The sequence below is a fragment of the Pseudarthrobacter sp. NamB4 genome (assembly GCF_005796185.1).
Lineage (GTDB): Bacteria > Actinomycetota > Actinomycetes > Actinomycetales > Micrococcaceae > Arthrobacter.
Window position 1 is genome coordinate 129,215 of sequence record NZ_VAHM01000003.1, and the last position, 18,678, is coordinate 147,892.

General features: G+C 65.2%; 14 protein-coding genes. 9 read left to right on the forward strand and 5 right to left on the reverse strand.

The features are described from left to right. Positions 1-5: 5 nt before the first annotated feature. The gene (gene aceB / locus FDW81_RS03585) at positions 6-1,658 is read left to right on the forward strand and encodes a malate synthase A (protein WP_138132800.1); all 1,653 of its coding nucleotides are present in this window, start codon (positions 6-8) and stop codon (positions 1,656-1,658) included. Between the two features lie 257 nt (positions 1,659-1,915). Here aceB and FDW81_RS03590 read toward each other — a convergent pair whose 3' ends face one another. After that, positions 1,916-3,109, reverse strand: coding sequence for a CynX/NimT family MFS transporter (locus FDW81_RS03590; protein ID WP_138132801.1), 1,194 nt, complete (start codon positions 3,107-3,109; stop codon positions 1,916-1,918). A gap of 131 nt (positions 3,110-3,240) precedes the next feature. Between FDW81_RS03590 and FDW81_RS03595 the strand changes: the two genes are divergently transcribed. Beyond that, positions 3,241-4,200, forward strand: coding sequence for a D-2-hydroxyacid dehydrogenase family protein (locus tag FDW81_RS03595; RefSeq protein ID WP_138132802.1), 960 nt, complete (start codon positions 3,241-3,243; stop codon positions 4,198-4,200). A 51-nt stretch (positions 4,201-4,251) separates the two neighbouring features. On the opposite strand, the gene idi is transcribed toward FDW81_RS03595, so the two are convergent. The 3 genes from idi to FDW81_RS03610 all read right to left on the reverse strand — a co-directional run bounded on the left by idi (position 4,252) and on the right by FDW81_RS03610 (position 7,501). Then, a complete protein-coding gene (gene idi / locus FDW81_RS03600; protein WP_138132803.1) occupies positions 4,252-4,812 on the reverse strand; it encodes an isopentenyl-diphosphate Delta-isomerase in 561 nt (186 codons plus the stop codon). Positions 4,813-4,908: 96 nt separating this feature from the next. Continuing rightward, on the reverse strand, positions 4,909-5,808 hold the full coding sequence (locus FDW81_RS03605; RefSeq protein WP_205754591.1) for a sugar phosphate isomerase/epimerase: 900 nt from the start codon (positions 5,806-5,808) through the stop codon (positions 4,909-4,911). Between the two features lie 484 nt (positions 5,809-6,292). Continuing rightward, positions 6,293-7,501: an ROK family transcriptional regulator gene (locus tag FDW81_RS03610; protein ID WP_138132805.1), complete on the reverse strand. Its 1,209-nt coding sequence runs from the start codon at positions 7,499-7,501 to the stop codon at positions 6,293-6,295. 323 nt (positions 7,502-7,824) lie between these two features. On the opposite strand from FDW81_RS03610, the gene FDW81_RS03615 reads away from it, so the two are divergent. The 7 genes from FDW81_RS03615 to FDW81_RS03645 all read left to right on the forward strand — a co-directional run bounded on the left by FDW81_RS03615 (position 7,825) and on the right by FDW81_RS03645 (position 17,274). Beyond that, positions 7,825-9,075 carry an inositol-3-phosphate synthase gene (locus FDW81_RS03615; RefSeq protein ID WP_240719893.1) on the forward strand — a complete coding sequence of 417 codons (1,251 nt, stop codon included), beginning with the start codon at positions 7,825-7,827 and terminating at the stop codon, positions 9,073-9,075. Then, positions 9,072-9,953, forward strand: coding sequence for an SCO3242 family prenyltransferase (locus tag FDW81_RS03620; protein ID WP_138132806.1), 882 nt, complete (start codon positions 9,072-9,074; stop codon positions 9,951-9,953). The genes FDW81_RS03615 and FDW81_RS03620 overlap by 4 nt, the downstream gene beginning before the upstream one ends. Continuing rightward, positions 9,950-11,443 carry an EboA domain-containing protein gene (locus tag FDW81_RS03625; protein WP_205754592.1) on the forward strand — a complete coding sequence of 498 codons (1,494 nt, stop codon included), beginning with the start codon at positions 9,950-9,952 and terminating at the stop codon, positions 11,441-11,443. Before FDW81_RS03620 ends, FDW81_RS03625 begins: the two co-directional genes overlap by 4 nt. Before the next feature lie 11 nt (positions 11,444-11,454). Next, positions 11,455-12,333, forward strand: a complete 879-nt coding sequence (locus FDW81_RS03630; RefSeq protein WP_138132807.1) for a TatD family hydrolase — start codon at positions 11,455-11,457, stop codon at positions 12,331-12,333. Then, positions 12,333-13,457, forward strand: coding sequence for a metabolite traffic protein EboE (eboE, locus tag FDW81_RS03635; protein WP_138132808.1), 1,125 nt, complete (start codon positions 12,333-12,335; stop codon positions 13,455-13,457). The genes FDW81_RS03630 and eboE overlap by 1 nt, the downstream gene beginning before the upstream one ends. Before the next feature lie 39 nt (positions 13,458-13,496). Further along, on the forward strand, positions 13,497-14,897 hold the full coding sequence (locus FDW81_RS03640) for an alkaline phosphatase family protein (protein ID WP_138132809.1): 1,401 nt from the start codon (positions 13,497-13,499) through the stop codon (positions 14,895-14,897). A 226-nt stretch (positions 14,898-15,123) separates the two neighbouring features. Next, a complete protein-coding gene (locus tag FDW81_RS03645; protein ID WP_205754593.1) occupies positions 15,124-17,274 on the forward strand; it encodes a PQQ-dependent sugar dehydrogenase in 2,151 nt (716 codons plus the stop codon). Positions 17,275-17,392: 118 nt separating this feature from the next. Here the strand turns inward: FDW81_RS03645 and FDW81_RS03650 are convergent, their stop codons facing one another. After that, positions 17,393-18,664 carry an ROK family transcriptional regulator gene (locus FDW81_RS03650; protein ID WP_138132810.1) on the reverse strand — a complete coding sequence of 424 codons (1,272 nt, stop codon included), beginning with the start codon at positions 18,662-18,664 and terminating at the stop codon, positions 17,393-17,395. Between the last annotated feature and the right edge of the window lie 14 nt (positions 18,665-18,678).

The following is an 18,678-nucleotide window of genomic DNA, read 5'->3' on the forward strand; positions in this document are numbered from 1 at the left end:
CAGAAATGAACAGCTTCACTGACAGCTTCACCATCAATGGCATCACCCTGACCGCGCAGCCCATCTGCCGGCAGAACGAGGTTCTTACTCCGGACGCTCTGGAATTCGTGGCCAAACTGCACCGGGCTACTGCCGAGCGGCGGCAGGAACTGCTGCAGGCCCGCCGGACCCGCCGTGCCGAGATTGCCGCCGGCGCCGACCCCCGGTTCCTCGCCGAAACCGCGGACATTCGGAACGATCCCTCGTGGCGGGTTGCTCCCCCGGCCCCCGGGCTGGAGGACCGCCGTGTGGAAATCACCGGCCCGGTGGACAAGAAGATGACCATCAACGCCCTGAACTCCGGCGCCAAGGTGTGGCTCGCGGACATGGAAGACTCCTCCACCCCCAGCTGGCGCAACGTCATCAAGGGCCAGCTGAACCTCACTGACGCCCTGGAACGCCGATTGGACTTCACCACCGACGAAGGCAAGGAATACAAGCTCCGCCCCGCATGCGAGCTGCCCACCATCGTGGTCCGCCCCCGCGGCTGGCACCTCCCGGAGAAGCACATGATTATCGACGGCGAACCCATTGCCGGCGGCATCGTGGACTTCGGCCTGTACTTCTTCCACAACTCCCGCCGCCTTCTCGCCCAAGGCAAAGGCCCGTACTTCTACCTGCCCAAGATCGAAACGCACCTCGAAGCCCGGCTCTGGAACGACATCTTCATCCTCGCCCAGGACCTGCTCGGCATCCCGCAGGGCACCATCCGCGCCACCGTGCTGATCGAAACCATCACCGCGGCCTTCGAAATGGAAGAAATCCTCTACGAACTGCGCGACCACGCCGCGGGCCTGAACGCCGGCCGCTGGGACTACATCTTCTCGCTGATCAAGAACTTCCGCACCCGCGGCCCCCGCTTCGTCCTCCCCGACCGGGCCCAGGTGACCATGACCCAGCCCTTCATGCGCGCCTACACCGAACAGCTCGTGCGCGCCTGCCACAAGCGCGGCGCCTTGGCCATCGGCGGAATGGCAGCAGCGGTCCCCAACCGCAAGGACCCGGAGGCGAACGCCAACGCGTTCGAGAAGGTCCGCGCTGACAAGACCCGCGAGGCCAACGACGGCTTCGACGGCTCCTGGGTGGCGCACCCGGACCTTGTGCCGGTCTGCCGCGAAGTGTTCGACTCCATCCTCGGCGACAAGCCCAACCAGCTGGACCGGCTCCGCGAGGACGTCATCCCGGACGACCGCGCCCTGATCAACGTGGCAGCCACCACCGGCACCATCACCGAACAGGGCATCCGGAACAACATCGAAGTCGGGATCCGCTACATCGAATCCTGGCTCCGCGGCAACGGAGCAGTGGCCATCCACAACCTCATGGAAGACGCCGCCACCGCAGAAATCTCCCGTTCCCAGCTCTGGCAGTGGATCTACGCCCGCGCCATCACAGACCACGGAGAGATCATCACCCATGAATGGATCGAAGAACTCCTCGATGAAGAGTTCGCCCGGCTCGAACGCTTCGACGGCGACCGCTTCGAGGACGCCCGCGACATCTTCGAGGAAGTCACCCTCGCCAGGGACTTCCCGACCTTCCTCACCCTCCCCGCCTATGCCCGTTACCTCACAGAGGCCCGTGAGAAGGCCACCGTCGAGGAGCTCGCGGCGGCATAGCGGCGGACAACCCGTCCAACTTCCGTCCGCCGGGCCTGCACGCCCTATCGCAACAGGCACCTCCGAAATCCGGAGCGCCGGCCCGGCGGCGGAGCATTCCACAACCCGCCGTCCATCCCGACGCTCTCTCACTTAATGCAGAATTTCCGGATCGCTCTCTCACTTCCCAATGGAAAGTGAGAGAGCGATCGTTATTGTGCGACGTTAAGTGAGAGAGCGTCGGAAGGGGGTGGAGACGTACGACGGCGGCGCCTGGCTCACCGTCCCTTAGGCACCTTCCGCACGGAGAGGGTGGTGGCGACGAAGAAGGTCAGCACCGAGGCTAGGACGACGAGCAGGGCAGGAGTCCAGGAACCCGAAGCATCGTGGACAAAGCCCAACAGGGGCGGTGCCACGGCGGCGAGGGCGTAGCCTAGGCCCTGGACCGTGGCGGACATCCTGCCGGCGGACGCCTGGTCCCGGGCCAACTGGATAATGGCAATGAAAATAACTGTGATGCCGCCGCCCTGCGCGATGCCGCCAAAAGTGGACCACAGCCACCAGAGCTGCGGCGCCAGCAGCAGCCCCGCCGGCACGGCCGTCCACAGCGCACCCACGGTGACCGCCACCGCCGTCGTACTCATGAACCTGGCCGCAAACGGCACGCCCAGGGCGCCCACGATCGCAAGGATCTGGAAAATGGAGGAAGCGGCACCGGCCTCTGCGGCGGACATCCCCAGCTCATCATCGAGGTAGGTGGGCAACCACGCCGTCACCCCGTAATAGGAAAACGCCTGACCGCCGAAGCCAGCCGTCAGTCCTGCTGTAATCCAGCCTGATCCGGCCACCCGCGGCCGGCTGCTGTCCCCGCTGTTCCCGGGGGAGGCCAGGAACGCGTTGCGGGGTCCCACGGCCAGGGTCCAGACCACGACGGCCGCCACGGCGAACACCGCCACGGAGCCCAGCGCGAAGCGCCACCCCGCCAGACCCGCCAGCGGTGCCGTCAACACCGACGTCAGGAATGAACCGATGTTCAGGGCCGCCGTGTAGATTCCCATCGCGGTCCCCTGCCGCCTGGGGGCGAAGTCGCGGCGGATGATCAGCGGCGCCGCGATGTTGCCCACTGTGATGGCGACGCCGATCAGCACCGTTCCTGCCACCACCAGCGCAGACCCGCCCGCCGAGCGCACCAGGACCCCCGCCAGCACACCGAGGATGGTCAGCGTTACGGCGAACTCGGCACCGAACTTCCTCGCCGCCAGGGAAGCCAGCGGTGCCGCGAGGGAGAAGCAGAGCACGGGGATGCTGGTCAGAAGCCCCAGCATAACGGGTGAAAAAGCCAGTTCCGCCTGGATCAGGCCAACTACCGGGGCAACCGCCACGAAGGGGCCCCGCAGGTTCAGCGCCAGCAGCCCGATGCAGGCGAGCAGGATCCAACTGTTGGGAAACCGGGAAAGGATCCGGCCTCTCATGCGGTGCGCGGGATATGGATACTCATCACTCCATTGCTATCACGCCCGGTGGTTGGGCGGGTCCGGCACGGCGGACAGTACTGTGCCATACGATGAACATCAGCCAGTGCCCCGGGACAAAGGACACCGCCATGCAGCACCGCCTCGCCATCCTTGATGACTACCAGGATGTAGCCCACGGATTCGCCGACTGGGCGGCCCTGGAAGCGGAAGGCGTCACCGTCATGACGTTCCGGGAACCCTTTGCCTCGCCGGAAGCCCTGGTGTCAGCACTGGCCGATACCACCGTCGTGGTCGCCATGCGGGAGCGGACCGCCTTTCCCCGGGAGGTTTTCGAGAAACTTCCCGCCCTCCAACTCCTGGTCACCACGGGGATGGCGAATGCCGCCATAGATGTTGCCGCCGCAACCGAGCAGGGCATCACCGTCTGCGGCACGCCGGGCTCCCCCGCCGCAGCTCCGGAACTGACGTGGGCACTGCTGCTGGCGCTGGCCAGGAACCTCACTCCGGAAGAGAACTCCCTGCGCGCAGGCTCGTGGCAGACGACGGTGGGCTTCGAGCTTTCCGGAAAGACGCTGGGCATCGTGGGGCTCGGCAAGATCGGCCGCCGGATCGCCGGTTACGCGAAGGCGTTTGGGATGGAGGTGCTGGCATGGAGCCGGAACCTGACGGCGGAGGCAGCGGCAGAGGCCGGCGCGCGCCTGGTGGACAAGGCGGAGCTGTTCCGCCTGTCGGACGTCGTCACTGTTCATCTGCGGCTGTCCGAGCGCTCGGAAAACACCGTGGGTGAGGAGGAACTGCGGCTGCTGGGCCCGGAGGGGGTCCTGGTGAACACGGCCAGGGGTCCGCTGGTGAACCAGGACGCACTGCTGCGGGCACTCAGCGAGGGCTGGATCCGTGGGGCGGCACTTGACGTGTTCGACCAGGAACCACTCCAGGCCGGCCATCCGCTCCTTACTGCCCCCAACACGGTGCTCTCGCCGCATCTTGGCTACGTCACCCGCGAAAGCTACCGCCAGTTCTACGGCGGCGCCTTTGAGGACGTCACTGCCTGGCTTGCCGGATCACCCATCCGCACCATCACGGCCTGACGGCGCGGATAGGGGTGGCGGTCCTGCCTGCATGATGCAGGTATCCGGGAGTCAGGCCGGAATCGGGAGGGAGGAAGTGAGGCTTTGCCCCAGTTCCGGAAGCTGCAGCACCAGCCAAGGACTGAATGCCCAAGGTGCGGCCTCAGTTGCCGCTATCAGATCCGGTAGGGGAGCCCATTGATATTCGCATAGCTCTGACGGCCGTGGCGTCAGGCCACCGGCAATCGTGGCGGTGAATACAGGGCAGACTTCATTTTCGACAATGCCATTCGCGTCCACAGCCCTGTAGCTAAAGCGCGGCAGGCACTGTTGCAGGTTGGAGATCTCCATCCCGAGTTCCCATCTGCCCCTGCGCCGGACCGCATCAACAGTGCTTTCCCCGGGCATCGGGTGTCCACAGAACGAATTTGTCCATACTCCAGGCCAGGCCGCCTTGGTGAGGGCACGCCGGGTAACCAGGACCCGTCCCGCCTCATCAAACACGTAACAGGAAAAGGCCAGGTGCAAGGGGGTATCCCCATGATGGACGTCCTGCTTCGGTGCTGACCCGCAAGGGATTCCGTCTGCGTCCAGGAGTACCACGAGTTCCTGGACCGGATCCGTAACAGTCATTCGGTTCTTCCTGCTATTGGAAAGATGTGCGAAAGCCGGGCCGGCGGATGGATGACCGCCCGGCCCGGCTTTCAGGCGAAACCTCAGCGGCCGGTACTAGAAGCGGAGCGTCCGCAGGTAGTTGTAGCCCACCTCGGCCGTCTGCAGCGGCGTGACGTCCGGCTGGTCGTTTTCGACGATGAACTCCTTGGGGGTGTGAGCCCGGAAAATGCGGGCGAAGTCGATGGTCCCGGTTCCCAGGTCAGCGAAACCACCCGAGACGTCGCGGTCCTTCACGTGGTACTGCAGGACCTTCTGCGGAGCCTGGAGGATAGTGTCGATGGCAAACTGGATCGGGTCTGCTGCGCCCACGCCGACACCGCCGCTGACGGCCCAGTAAAGGTCAACCTCAAGGTGGACCAGCTTGGGGTCGAGCCGGCTGGTGAAGATGTCCCAGGGGGTCAGGCCGCCGCCGAGGTCGGTAGTGAACTCGTGGGCATGGTTGTGGTAGCCGTACTTCAGCCCGGACTGCTGGGCAACAGCAGCCTCCTCGTTCATCTGGTCAGCCCACCGGCGCCAGTTGTCAGCGGAGCTGGAAACCAGGTACGGCACGTTGATGTGGGTCTGGCCGAGTGTCACTGCATTGGCGATCTTCGTCTCCAGCGCGGCCGGGGTGGCGCTGATTCCGTCGTGGCTTGAGGACGGGGTGATGCCGAGCGAATCGAGCGTCCCACGCATCGCTTCGGCGGTGCGGCCGTAGAGGCCGGCGAGCTCAACCTTGGTGAAGCCGAAGTCAGCCAGGCTTGCCAGCGTCGCTTCGATGCCCTCACCGCGCATGATGGAACGGAGCGTGTAGAGCTGGATGCTGATAAGTCCGGGGGCTACCGGTCGGCCGGCAGCCTGCGCGGCGGGTGCCGCGACAGCAGCGGTTCCACCGATGCCGGCGAGGCCAACGCCTACGCCTGCTGCTACTGCTCCCCTCAGGAAGCTGCGGCGGTCGACCCCCTTTTCTTCCAACGAGCGACGAAGGGCGCCTGGGGCATTAAATCCGAAGCACATAAGTTGCCTTTCCTGGCAGTGAGTGCGTTCCTCCACCGGCATTGGGGAGAAGCAGACGAAGCTGCAACGCAGCGGCTTTAAGGTTTCGCGGCACGCACTGATTATGGCTGCGGCTGGCAGGCCACGGTTAGTTGCTTCACCCACAGCGTCCTCGCCGTGAGCTCCGCGCGCTACCGCTGCCGTCGATCAGTACGGACACGAAGGGAGCAGGAACTCACTGCTACAGCTGTGGTGCGAGCTTTGCTGACTGAATTCCTTGATTTCACGCGCCTTATTGGCGCCCGAAACCCAAGCAGAAAGTGTTTTCTTCCGGCCTGGCCGGGCAACGGCGTCTTGTACTCGAAGTAGCGTCTCCGTTGACCGGGCTTCTGGCTTGAGACTATTCTCGGCTTTTGTTGTCTGTCAAGCAAAAGTCAAGGATTGTTAGGAGAAGTTTGTCGCCCTAGCCGGCCGCCGCACCGGAAAGGCCCAGAACCATGGCGTCGATGCGCTGCGGAGACATTGCATGGTGGATAGCGAGCATGCTGGCGCCAAGAACACCGGCGTCCAGACCGGACGTGGACTGGACAATCTGGAGGTGCTGGGTGGCCAGGGGGATGGTGCGGGAGTAGACCACTTCGCGAATGCCTGCCAGGAACTGCTCACCCGTCATGGCCATGGAACCGCCAATAACGATGACGGAAGGGTTGATCAGGCTGACGCACGCGGACAGCACCTCACCCACATCCCTGCCGGCCTGGCGGACGGCGTGCACAGCTTCTGTGACGCCGGCCCCTACGAGCCGCACAACATCCTCGCTGGTGCTTGCGTCCAAGCCGAGCGCACGCAACCTGGTTGCCACCGCAGGCCCTGACGCCACAGCTTCAAGGCAGTCCTGATTTCCGCAATGGCAGGGAATTCCGGTGCCGTTATGCACCCGGATATGCCCGATGTCGCCGGCCACCCCGTCCGCCCCACGCTGCAGCATGCCGCTCGACACGATGCCCGAGCCGATGCCCGTGGCAACTTTCACGAAGATGAGATCGTCCACGTTCGGCCAGGCAACGTTCCGCTCGCCCAGCGCCATGATGTTGACATCGTTGTCCACGAGGACCGGCACCTGGAAATGGCCCTGCAGGTAGCCTGGAACGTCGAAGCCGTTCCAGCCGGGCATGATCGGAGGATTGATGGGCCGGCCGGTCCGGTGCTCCACCGGGCCGGGAAGGCCGATGCCAATCGCGAGCAGATCCTCCATGGCCCTTCCGGATTCCTTGAGGAGGCCGGAGGCGAGCTCAACTACGTCCTGCAGCACAACATCGGGACCGCTCTTTACTTCGATGCTGCGGGCCGCCTCCTTTAAACGGTGCCCGGTGAGGTCCGTGACCGCCAGGCGCAGGTGCGATGCGCCGATGTCCACTCCCAGGACGATTTTGCTGCCGGCCTTCAAGGCAATGCGCGAGGAAGGACGTCCGCCGGTCGAGACGGCGTCGTCCACAAAGCCAACCAGCCCCAGTTCCATCAGCGCCTCAATGCGGAGCGTGATGGTGGAACGGGCCAGCCCCATCTGTTCCGCGAGCTCGGTCCGGGTGCGCGGACGTCCATCCCGAAGGATCTGAAACAGTTCGCTCGCTCCGGACGAACCCAGGCCGTTGAAGCTACTTATGTCACTCATCGACTAATTACAGCACACCTTTCGACGAAACGCCCCGACCTCGAAGTCGCACCCCTGCCCCCGGCAGCGTTATGTGCACCCCACTCCCACAAGCATGGGTAAAGGAAGGGTTAATCCGTCAACAATGGAAACAAGTGGCGTTACTCCTGCCAATTTCGCCCTAACTACGGCAGCAGACGTCATGCATATATCGATATGACGAGAACATTCGTTGTTTGCTGTCATTAGTCGTGTTAGGTTTCTTTGTGATCGGCACCACGCGCGTCAAGCGGCGTGACCGAGCGGCCGGCTGGCCGCAGCACCGCTTCAAGGAGGAAGACACATTGGGTACATCAGCTGACAGCACGCCGGGCACGGGCCCGATGGCAGAACAGGCCTCCCACGCCTACGGCAGGACGGGCATCTGGCTGATCGGGGCGCGCGGGTCTGTAGCCACAACGGCAACCGCCGGCCTAGCCGCCATTACCGCCGGACTGGCAAAGGCCACCGGGTGCGTCACTGAGCAGGATGCTTTTGGCGGCGTCGCACTGCCTGCCTTCGGGGACCTCGTGGTGGGCGGGCACGATATCAGCAGTGTCTGCATGGCAAAGCGCGCGGAAGCACTGGTCGAGTCGGGAATGCTGCCGCCCCATCTCGTCGAGGCTGTCCGGCCCCAGCTTCTGGAGGCTGACCAGCGGGTACGGCCCGGTTACGATCCTGCCCAGCAGCAGGAAGCGCAGGCTGAGGTGGCCCGGCGGCTTGCCCAGGACATCCTGGACTTCAAGCGCTCCAGCGGCCTGGACTGCGTCATAGTTATCGACGTCGCCTCTACGGAAGCACCTGTGGAGCAGATCCCCGAATTTGCGGATGCGGACCTTCTTCTTGCAGCACTCGAGGATCCGGCACGCCAGGTGCTGCCGGCCAGCTCCCTCAGCGCCTACGCCGCGATATTGGCCGGTTCGCCCTACGCATGTTTCACCCCGTCTACTGCACTCAATCTCCCTGTACTGCGGCAGCTGGCGGCACAGCACGGAATCCCCACCGCAGGCCAAGACGGCAAGACGGGCCAGACCTGGTTGAGGTCTGTCCTGGCTCCGGCTTTCGCCGCACGCGGTTTGCGTGTCCTGTCCTGGGCGGGAACCAACCTTCTGGGCGGCGGTGACGGTGCCACCCTCGCCGACCCTCTGGCGGTCTCCGGGAAGCTGCAGTCCAAGAACCGCGGGCTGCAGGAACTGACCGGGGGTGCTGTAACTCCGCTGCACATCGACAACGTCCAGGACCTGGGCGAGACGAAAGTGGCCTGGGACCACATCAACGTCGAGGGGTTCCTCGGCTCGCGCCTCTCGCTGCAGACGACCTGGAGCGCCTATGACTCCATGCTGGCTGCGCCCATGGTCCTCGACCTTTCGCGGCTGATGGCCCTGGCCCACGCGGCTGGAGAAGAAGGCCACGTCGGGGCGCTCGGATTCTTCTTCAAGGATCCATGGGGCAGTGACGAGCACGCCTTCGCCCACCAGACCCGCAACCTTGTGGAGTGGGCACGGTCCGCCAGCGCCAAAGCGGCCGCCGGTGCCGGAAGCTCCGGTCAGCTATGAGCTCCCTGAACGACTACCTGGAGCTCGTCCGGGCGCCTGCTGTCCTTACTGTCATCGGCGACACGCTGGCGGGCGGGGCGGCAGCGGGGCACCGACTCGGTGGCCGCAGGACCCTTCTTCCCCTGGCGAGTGCCTGCTTCTATGCCGGCGGCATGGCGCTCAACGACTATGCCGACCGCGGGACCGACGCAGACGAGCGCCCTGAAAGGCCCATCCCTTCCGGGCGTATCAGCCCGAACAAGGCTTTGGCGGCGGCTGCCGTCCTCACCCTGGCGGGTCTGGGCCTAAGCGCCGCCGGTGGAGGCAGGCGTGCGGCCGCCGTGGGCCTCCCCCTCGCCGCCGCCATCTGGACCTATGACCTGCTGGCCAAGCAGCATCCGGTTTCCGGTGCACTCACCATGGGCAGCTGCCGGGCACTCGATGTCCTGATGGGGGCCGGCTCGGCGAAGCTCCGGCCCGCGCTTGCGTCCGCCGGCCTCGTGGGCAGCCAGGCCGTGGCCGTGACAGTGCTCTCCCGCGGTGAAGTCGGGGGAACAACCACGACGACGGCTTCCGGCGTTGCCGCCGGCACTGGCCTTATTGCCGCTGCGCTGCTCGCCGGTGCTACAGGTCCCCGCGGCACATTCCCCGCCGTCCTCGCCGCCACCGCGGCCTATGCCGCACGTTGTGCCCCGGCACAGATCCGGGCTGCGCGGAGCCCCCAAGCCAAGAACGCGCTGGAGGCAACCAGGGCAGGAATCCGGGCCATGATCCCGCTGCAGACGGCGCTCACCCTCCGTCAGGGGAATCCGGCGGCGGCAGCAGTACTCGTGTCAGTGGACCTGTTTGGCAAAGCCATGCGGTCACGTCCCGGGAAAATGAGGATCAGCGAGTCATGACAGCCGGCACATCCCCCATGCCTTTCAGCCTCGGATACGGGACCAACGGATTTACGGACCATCCGCTTCCCATAGCGCTGGAACTCCTCGCGGAACAGGGCTACGGTGCGGTGGCCCTGACACTGGGCCACCCGCACCTGGATCCGTTCGCCGAGGACCTGGACGTCCAACTGTCGGCCCTGCGGCAACAACTTGATGAGCTGCGATTGCGCGTGGTCATTGAAACCGGCACCCGCTTCCTGCTTGACCCGCGGCACAAGCACCGCCCTGCACTGGTAGATGAGGAGGCCGGAATCCGCCTCGCCTTCCTTCGCCGTGCCGTCGACATCGCGGCCGGCCTGGAGGCGGAATGTGTCTCCTTCTTCTCGGGGATCCTGCCGGAGGACACAAGCGCCGAAACGGGATGGCAACGGCTGACCACGCGGGTAGCGGACATCGTTGACTACGCGCGTTCCCGCAACGTGACAGTCGCCGTCGAACCTGAACCCGGCATGCTGGTCCAAACAGTCTCCGACGTACTGCGCCTGCGGACAGCACTGGGAAATCCGGCCAACCTGCGTGTGACAGTGGATATCGGCCACTGCGTAGTAGTTGAACCCGCCGGTGTCCGCGGGGCCCTCCTCGAGGCCGGGCCGCTGCTGGCCAACGTCCAACTCGACGACATGCCCAAGCACAGGCACGAGCACCTGCCGTTCGGCGAAGGCGCCGTCGACCTGCCCCTCGCGCTCGCCACGCTGGCCGAACTGGAGTACCGCGGCGTTGCCGCCGTCGAACTGCCCCGGCATTCCCACGACGCTCCGGGGCTTGCCGCCCGGAGCATGGCCGCGCTTCGCGCCGGCTGGGAGGAATCGCTGCGCACCAGGGACCTGGAGCGCTGGCTGCAGGAGAGCGCGACGGCGGTCTCGGCGGACCGGGGGTCCCTCACCAGGGTTTTTGCGGCTGCCGGCCGCCGCCTGGGGCGGGGCCCCCTCCGGCCGGAGGCAGATCCGTCCGGCATCCTGTTCGGCACGACAAGCGACCACGCGCGTGGGCAGCTGATTGCCCGGCTCCGGGACATCCTGCCGGAGGAGGAACTGGCCGAAACGCTGCTGGCCCTGTACGACGGGGGCGACTCGGCGGAGCGCCGCGGCGTCCTTCGGGGATTGGGAGCGTTGGCTGCAGGATCACCCAAGCTGCCGGCCGCCGTCGTGGCCGCAGGACTGCGCATGACAACGGAGGCATTGCGGACCAACGAGAGCGGCCTGGTTGCCGCCGCCGCTGGTCCCTTCGCTGCCGCCCACCTGGACCAGCACAGCTGGCGCCACGCGGTGCTGAAGCTGGTCTTCCTGGGCATCAGCCTCACCGCCGTAACCGATCTCAGGGAACGGGCCGATGATGAGCTCGCCCGGATGGCTGGCGATTTCGCCGCCGAACGCCGTGCCGCAGGGCGGCCGGTCCCGGATGACGTCCACCTGATCCTGGCGTCTTCCCGTACCCCCACTTCTTCCTAAGGACATCCCGCATGCGCATTTTCGATCCCCATATCCATATGACAAGCCGCACCACCAATGACTACGAGGCCCTTTATGCCAGCGGAGTGCGGGCCCTCGTGGAACCGGCCTTCTGGTTGGGGCAGCCCCGCACCAACGTCGGCTCCTTCATCGACTACTTCGACTCGCTGCTGGGGTGGGAACGGTTCCGTGCCGCCCAATTCGGCATCCGCCACCACGCCACCATCGCCCTCAACCCCAAGGAAGCGAACGACCCCCGGTGCGTTCCCGTCCTCGAGGAAATTCCGCGCTACCTGATCAAGGAGGGCGTGGTGGCCGTTGGCGAGATCGGCTACGACTCGATGACTCCCGCTGAGGACGAGGCCTTCAGCCGGCAGCTGGAGCTGGCGCGCGAGTACTCCCTGCCGGCGATGGTGCACACACCGCACAGGGAGAAGCTTGCCGGCACGCGCCGAACACTTGACGTGGTCCGCGAGTCGGGGTTGGCCCCCGGAATGGTGGTTGTTGACCACCTCAACGAAACGAACGTTGAGATGGTCAAGGACGCCGGGGCCTGGATGGGATTCTCCATCTACCCCGACACCAAAATGGACGAGCAGCGCATGGTGGCCATCCTCCGCACCTACGGAACGGACAGGATGCTGGTGAACTCTGCCGCCGACTGGGGCCGGTCCGACCCCCTGAAGACAGTCAGCACCGCACAAGCAATGCTCGACGCCGGCTTCACTGCTGATGACGTGGATAAGGTGCTGTGGCGCAATCCGGTCGAGTTCTTCGGCCAGAGCGGCCAACTGATCCTCGATCCCATCCCGGGGTTCGATGCCGCGGAGCTGCCGGATGCGGCTGCCGGCTTTGAGGGCAACTCCGTGCTGCGGGGGGTTCGCGCCTGATGCTCCTCTCCTACTGCACCAACGTCCACCCTGCGGAGGACTTCGACGGCGTGATCCGCCAGCTCCGCGAATATGCGGGGCCCATCCGCCGCAAGGCAGGCCTTGACATCCTGGGCATCGGGCTGTGGCTGCCGGCCGGACTGGCCCGCCAGCTGGCAGGCAGCGCCGTGGACCGTGCAGCCCTCAGCGACGTCCTCGACGCCGAAGGGCTGCAGCTGCACACCATCAATGCTTTCCCCTACGGCGGCTTCCATAATGAGGTAGTCAAGCTTGACGTCTACAAGCCGACATGGGCAGAGACCGGGCGGCTGGACTACACGCTGGACTGCGCCGAAGTGCTGGCGGCCCTGCTGCCAAAAGGAACCACCGGTTCCATCTCCACCCTTCCCCTTGCGTGGCGGACGTCCTGGTCCGGGGAGGACGACGACGCCGCCACCTCCGGCTTCGCCGAGCTGTCCTCCCGCCTGCGGGACCTGCGCGAGCGGACGGGAAAGACCGTGCGCGTTGCCGTCGAACCGGAACCGGGCTGCGTCCTGGATACAGTCGCGGATGTTGTCGGTTGGCTGGAACCCCGGATCCAACGGGGCATCGATCCGGAATTCGTGGGCCTGTGTGTGGACACCTGCCACCTGGCTGTTTCGTTCGCTGACCCTGCCGGCGCTGTCCAGCAGATCGCCGCAGCAGGCCTGCGGATCGTCAAGGTGCAGGCGTCAGCCGCGCTGCACGTCGCCGATCCGTCCGATCCGGCAGCCCGGGAGGCCCTGGCGGGCTTCGTTGAACCGCGGTACCTCCATCAGGTGCGGGAAGCGCAGCCGGCCGGAGTTATCCGTGCCGACGACCTCGACGAAGCGCTCAGGGATCTGCCGGGGGAAAGCGCATGGCGTGTCCACTTCCACATCCCACTGCACCATGTGCCATCCGCCCCACTGGAGACCACCGTGGACGTACTGCGCCGGACGGTTGCCGAAGTTGCCCGGCTGCCTTACGCGCCTGAAGTCCACCTCGACATCGAGACCTATACCTGGAGCGTGCTGCCCGGCGCCTCGGTGGGTATCGCCGACGGAATCGCTGCAGAAATCACGTGGGCCGCGTCCAACCTGTTGGACGCCGCGGGCGTCCGGTGACCCGCAGCGCGTCCTGACCACCTGAAGCAAGGAATAACCGTGAAACCAGTACTGCTGCTGAACGTTGTTGGCCTGACCGCCAAGGCCCTGCGCCGGATGCCCCGGCTGTCGCGGCTGGCCGCGCAAGGCTGGTCCTCCGAACTGGCCACCGTGCTGCCGGCGGTGACGTGCACCGTCCAGTCCACGATGTTGACGGGCCTGTCACCGGCGCAGCATGGGATTGTGGGCAACGGATGGTACTTCCGGGAACTCGGCGATGTCTTCCTGTGGCGCCAGCACAACATGCTGGTCAGCGGTGAGAATATCTGGGAGACCGCGCGCCGCCGCCATCCCGGCTACAGTGCGGGCAACATCTGCTGGTGGTATGCGATGGGGATGTCCACTGACGTGACGGTGACCCCCCGGCCCATTTACCATGCGGACGGCCGCAAATCCCCTGATGCGTACGTACGCCCGGCGGAACTGCACGGCGAACTGGTGACCCACTTCGGCGACTTTCCGCTCTTCCAGTACTGGGGCCCCACGGCCACCATCAAGTCCACTGAGTGGATCGTCAACGCCACCCGGCACGTCCTGCGGAACCAGTCACCGAACCTGCTCATGGCGTACCTGCCGCACCTGGACTACGACCTGCAGCGGTTCGGACCGGACTCGCCGCAGGCTGACCTTGCGGCGGCAGAGCTGGACCGCGCCCTTGCCCCGCTCCTGGACGAGGCTGGAGAGCGCGGTTATGAAGTCATCGCCGTGGCGGAGTACGGGATCGAGAACGCGCACAAGCCGGTGGATATCAACCGCATCTTGCGCCGGGAAGGACTCCTTGAGGTTTACGTACAGGACGGCAGGGAGCAACTCGACCCATGGACTTCGCGCGCCTTTGCCGTCGCCGACCACCAGGTCGCCCACGTCTACGTCTCCAACCCCTCCGACCTGGAGCGCGTGGCGGCACTGCTTCGCGGGACCGACGGCGTGGACGAGGTCCTCGACCGGGAAGCGCAGGGCCGCTACGGACTCGACCATGAAAGGTCAGGGGAACTGGTAGTCATAGCGGAACCGGGCGCCTGGTTCACATATTACTTCTGGCTGGACGACGACCGGGCGCCTGAATACGCACGCGGCGTGGATATCCACCGGAAACCGGGCTATGATCCCGCCGAGCTCTTCTTCAACCCGGCGGACAGGCTTGCCAAGGCAAAAGCCGGCCTCAACCTGGTGAAGAAGAAGCTGGGCCTGCGTTATGCCATGAGTACAGTGCCGCTGGACCCCACGCACGTTCGGGGCACGCATGGCCGGCTTCCCGATTCAGCGGACAGCACGCCCCTGGTGATCGGTTCAACTGACCGGATTCCTTCTGCTGTCGAGGCGTTCGTGAATTCCGGCCGGCAGGTCCCCGCTGCCGCGGTGAAGGACCTTGTGCTGCAGACGCAGGGCATCGGCGTCTAAACCCGGGCCCCGGGATCGGGTTAAAAGTTTCAGGCAACAAATAAAGCCGAACCGACCTTTGCTTTTTTGCGCCTATTTCCGACCCCATGTTCCGTCTTCCGAAAGGAGTCGAAAGAAATAGCAGCACTTTGTTTGTTGAAACCACTAGGTAAAGCGCTGCAGTTCAATTAGCGTTTCAGGTACCGAGTCCGGCTGGTCCGGCTCCTCAATGACGAGAAGAAAGTAAATGATGACAGTCAATCGACAAGGGATAGCGAAAGCGGGCGCCGGCCTCGCGATGGCCGCACTGCTGGCCACCGCTTTTGCGGCCGCACCAGCCCAGGCACAGCCGGGCAACCCTGCTCCCGGTGCAGCCCCGGCCGACAGCAGCTTCCAAAAGGTGACGCTGAACGACACGCCGGGTGAGCCCGTGGACCTGGCGGTGCTGCCCAACAACAACGTCCTGCACACGACGCGCGGCGGTGAGGTCTGGCTCAACGACAACAAGACAGGGCTCAACACCCTGGCTGCAACGCTGGACGTCTACGAGCACGACGAAGAGGGCCTGCAGAGCATCGCCCTTGACCCCAAGTTCGGTACCAAGGGCAACAACTGGGTTTACCTGTACTACTCTCCCCCGCAGGACACCCCCGTTGACGACCCCGCCACCCCCGGAGTCAATGAAGGTGACGCGCCGTTCAGCGGTACGGCGGCGGACTTCGATAAGTTCAAGGGCTCCCTGGTGCTTTCGCGCTTCCAGTTCAACGGGTCCACCATCGACCTGGCTACCGAGCAGCAGATTATCGAAGTACCCGTGGACCGTGGCATCTGCTGCCACGTCGGCGGTGACATCGTGTTCGATGCCGAGGGCAACCTGTACCTCTCCACCGGCGACGACACCAACCCCTTCCAGTCCGGAGGCTATACGCCGATTGACGAACGCCCCACCAGCAACCCCGCACTCGATGCACAGCGGACGTCTGCAAACACCAACGACCTGCGCGGCAAGGTCCTGCGCATTACGCCCAAGGACGGCGGCGGCTACACCATTCCCGAGGGCAACCTTTTCCAGCCCGGTACTCCCCAGACCCGCCCGGAGATCTACGTGATGGGCCTGCGCAACCCCTTCCGCGTGGAACTCAACCAGAACACCGGCGAACTCTACATCGCCGACTACTCGCCTGACGCCCGTTCCGCCAACCCCCTCCGCGGTCCTGCCGGCACCGGCAAGTGGATGTCAGTCACGGAACCCTCCAACTACGGCTGGCCCTACTGCGCCACCGCAGAACTGCCGTACGTGGACTACGACTTCGCCACCGGCACCTCCGGTGCAGCCTTCAACTGCGCCGCTCCGGTCAACGAATCCCCGAACAACACCGGCCTCCGCGAGCTGCCTCCGGTTTCGCAGCCCCAGGTCTGGTACTCCTACGGCGCTTCGGCTGAATTCCCCGAGCTGGAACGGGGCGGAATCGGCCCGATGGCCGGCCCCGCCTACGAGTTCGACGAGAAGGCAACCAAGGGCAACGCCCCTGTCGCCTGGCCGTCCTACTACGACGGCAAGTCCTTCTTCTACGAGTGGACCCGCGATTACATCAAGGCCATGACCACCGAGAACGGCGACCTGGTCTCCATCGAGAACGTCGTCGACTCCCTCGTCGTCGACAACCCCATCGACATGGAGTTCGGCCCCAATGGTGCCCTCTACGTCCTTGAGTACGGCGACGGCTACTTCGGCGAAAACCCGGACGCACAGCTGTCACGCATCGACTACATCGGCGCGGGCGGGAACCACAGCCCGGTGGCTGTAGCCTCCGGCACCCCCACCGCTGGAGCCTCCCCCCTCAATGTCCAGTTCTCCAGCGAGGGCACTGCAGACGCCGACGGCGACAAGATCCGCTACGAGTGGGACTTCAACTCGGACGGCATCGTGGACTCTGAGGAAGCCAACCCCACCTACACCTACCAGAAAACCGGAACCTACACCGCAAGCCTGAAGGTTATCGACCTGGGTGGCAAGCACCGTGGCCGCCACTCCTCGGCGGAGGTTGCGATCGAGGTAGGCAACCAGGCACCTGTCATCGAATTCGTCAGCCCCGTTGCCGGCCAGGCGTTCCAGTTCGGTGACACCGTCACCTACGAGGTCCGCGTCACTGATGACCAGCCGGTGGACTGCTCGCTCGTCAAGGTGAGCTACATCCTCGGCCACCACACGCACGGTCACCCGCAGACCACCACTTCGGGCTGCACCGGAACCCTTACCACCACTGTTCCCGAAGGACACGACCCCGCCGTGGACGACCTCTCGGCAGTCTTCAGCGCAAGCTACACCGACGCCGGCGACGATGCTTCGGCTCCGCTCACCGGAACCGCGGAGGTAGTTCTGCTGGCCTCCAACTGATGCTCCCAGGAGTACAGGTGGCCGCACGCTAACGGCAAGCCTGCGGCGCGAAAGCGGACCCTGTCCCAGCCAAAGCTGGGACAGGGTCCGCTTTCTTTTTGGTAGCCGTAGGGAAAGGCTACGGAACCGGAATTGGCGTGCCGCCGTCGTCGTGCTGCGGGCGCAGGAACCCGGCGGGGTCCAGGATGAGCGGTTCAAAGGCGAGTTCCGCCGCGCCGACAAGGATGGGGTCCTCGCCAAGGGGGGCCAGCTCAATGGCAACGTTTTCCCGGGGACCGCGCGTTGCGGGAGCGCGCAACGCCTCGCTCAGGGCCTCCGGCGCTGCGCGGACGAGGATGCGCAGGAACCCTCCCATGACGATCAGGGAGGGATTCAGCAGGTTGACGACGCTCCTCAGGCCGGCGGCCAGCAGCTGGACTTGCCGGTCTATGATCCTGCGCAGGTCCTGGGACGCCGATTCGTCCCGCAGCTTTTCCAGAACGGCCTCTTCGAGGTTCTCCGTTTCACCTGCGGGAAGGCCGACGGCAGCGATGAGCTCTTCACGGGTAACCTCCGCTTCAAGGCAGCCGAAGGACCCGCAAGTGCAGCGGGCACCGCCCGAGCGTACGAGGGTGTGCCCAAGCTGCCCGGCGAACCCGGTGGCTCCGCGAACGAGGCGGCCCTCGCTGATGACGCCACCGCCAATGCCACTCGCTCCGCCGTAGAGATAGACAAGGTCGCAAACACCGCGGCCGGCACCGAACGTGGCCTGCGCCCTGGCGCCCACCACGGCGTCGTTCGCGGCGATCACCGGCAGTTTCAGGGCGTCGCTCAGGAGTGCCGAGAGCGGCTGGTCCCGCCAGCCAAGATGCGGTGCCTCGATCACTGTGCCGTCAACAGGATCCACCAGGCCCGGGATGGCCAACCCCACACCCATGATCCGGTGGCCTGCGGGCAGCGAGGTGCGCATACCGGTGTAGACCGCCGTCACGATATTAACCACTTCCGCTACCGAGGGAGGGCGGACCGTATGGAAACGGACAGGATTGACGATGCGGCCGCCAAGCGAGACGAGCGCAACGCTGACGACGTCGATGTCCGGGTTAACTGCCAATGCCAAGGCGCCCGGACTCGGCTGGATCATGATGCTCGGCCGGCCAAACCCCTGTGCCTGGTCCAGGTCGCTCTCCACTACCAGGCCGAGCTGGACCAGTTCCCCGACGAGCGCCGCGATGGTGGAGCGGTTAAGTCCGGTGGCGCGCGTGAGCTGGGCGCGGGAGACACCCGACATCGAGTGCACCAAGCCAAGCACCGTGGACAGGTTGTGCTGCCGGGTGGAGTCGCGGTTGTTTCCGAGGCTGCTGCCGGACAACCCCCACCGGACACGTTCCTCCTGCGGTGGCGAAGTCATGCCGTCATGATATC

Excerpts from the sequence above, each read along its gene's own strand:
- FDW81_RS03645 (WP_205754593.1), top strand. The coding sequence starts at position 15,124 with ATGATGACAGTCAATCGACAAGGGATAGCGAAAGCGGGCGCCGGCCTC.
- eboE (WP_138132808.1), top strand. The coding sequence starts at position 12,333 with ATGCTCCTCTCCTACTGCACCAACGTCCACCCTGCGGAGGACTTCGAC.
- aceB (WP_138132800.1), top strand. The coding sequence starts at position 6 with ATGAACAGCTTCACTGACAGCTTCACCATCAATGGCATCACCCTGACC.
- FDW81_RS03630 (WP_138132807.1), top strand. The coding sequence starts at position 11,455 with ATGCGCATTTTCGATCCCCATATCCATATGACAAGCCGCACCACCAAT.
- FDW81_RS03595 (WP_138132802.1), top strand. The coding sequence starts at position 3,241 with ATGCAGCACCGCCTCGCCATCCTTGATGACTACCAGGATGTAGCCCAC.
- FDW81_RS03590 (WP_138132801.1), bottom strand. The coding sequence starts at position 3,109 with ATGAGAGGCCGGATCCTTTCCCGGTTTCCCAACAGTTGGATCCTGCTC.
- FDW81_RS03620 (WP_138132806.1), top strand. The coding sequence starts at position 9,072 with ATGAGCTCCCTGAACGACTACCTGGAGCTCGTCCGGGCGCCTGCTGTC.
- FDW81_RS03610 (WP_138132805.1), bottom strand. The coding sequence starts at position 7,501 with ATGAGTGACATAAGTAGCTTCAACGGCCTGGGTTCGTCCGGAGCGAGC.
- idi (WP_138132803.1), bottom strand. The coding sequence starts at position 4,812 with ATGACTGTTACGGATCCGGTCCAGGAACTCGTGGTACTCCTGGACGCA.
- FDW81_RS03650 (WP_138132810.1), bottom strand. The coding sequence starts at position 18,664 with ATGACTTCGCCACCGCAGGAGGAACGTGTCCGGTGGGGGTTGTCCGGC.
- FDW81_RS03625 (WP_205754592.1), top strand. The coding sequence starts at position 9,950 with ATGACAGCCGGCACATCCCCCATGCCTTTCAGCCTCGGATACGGGACC.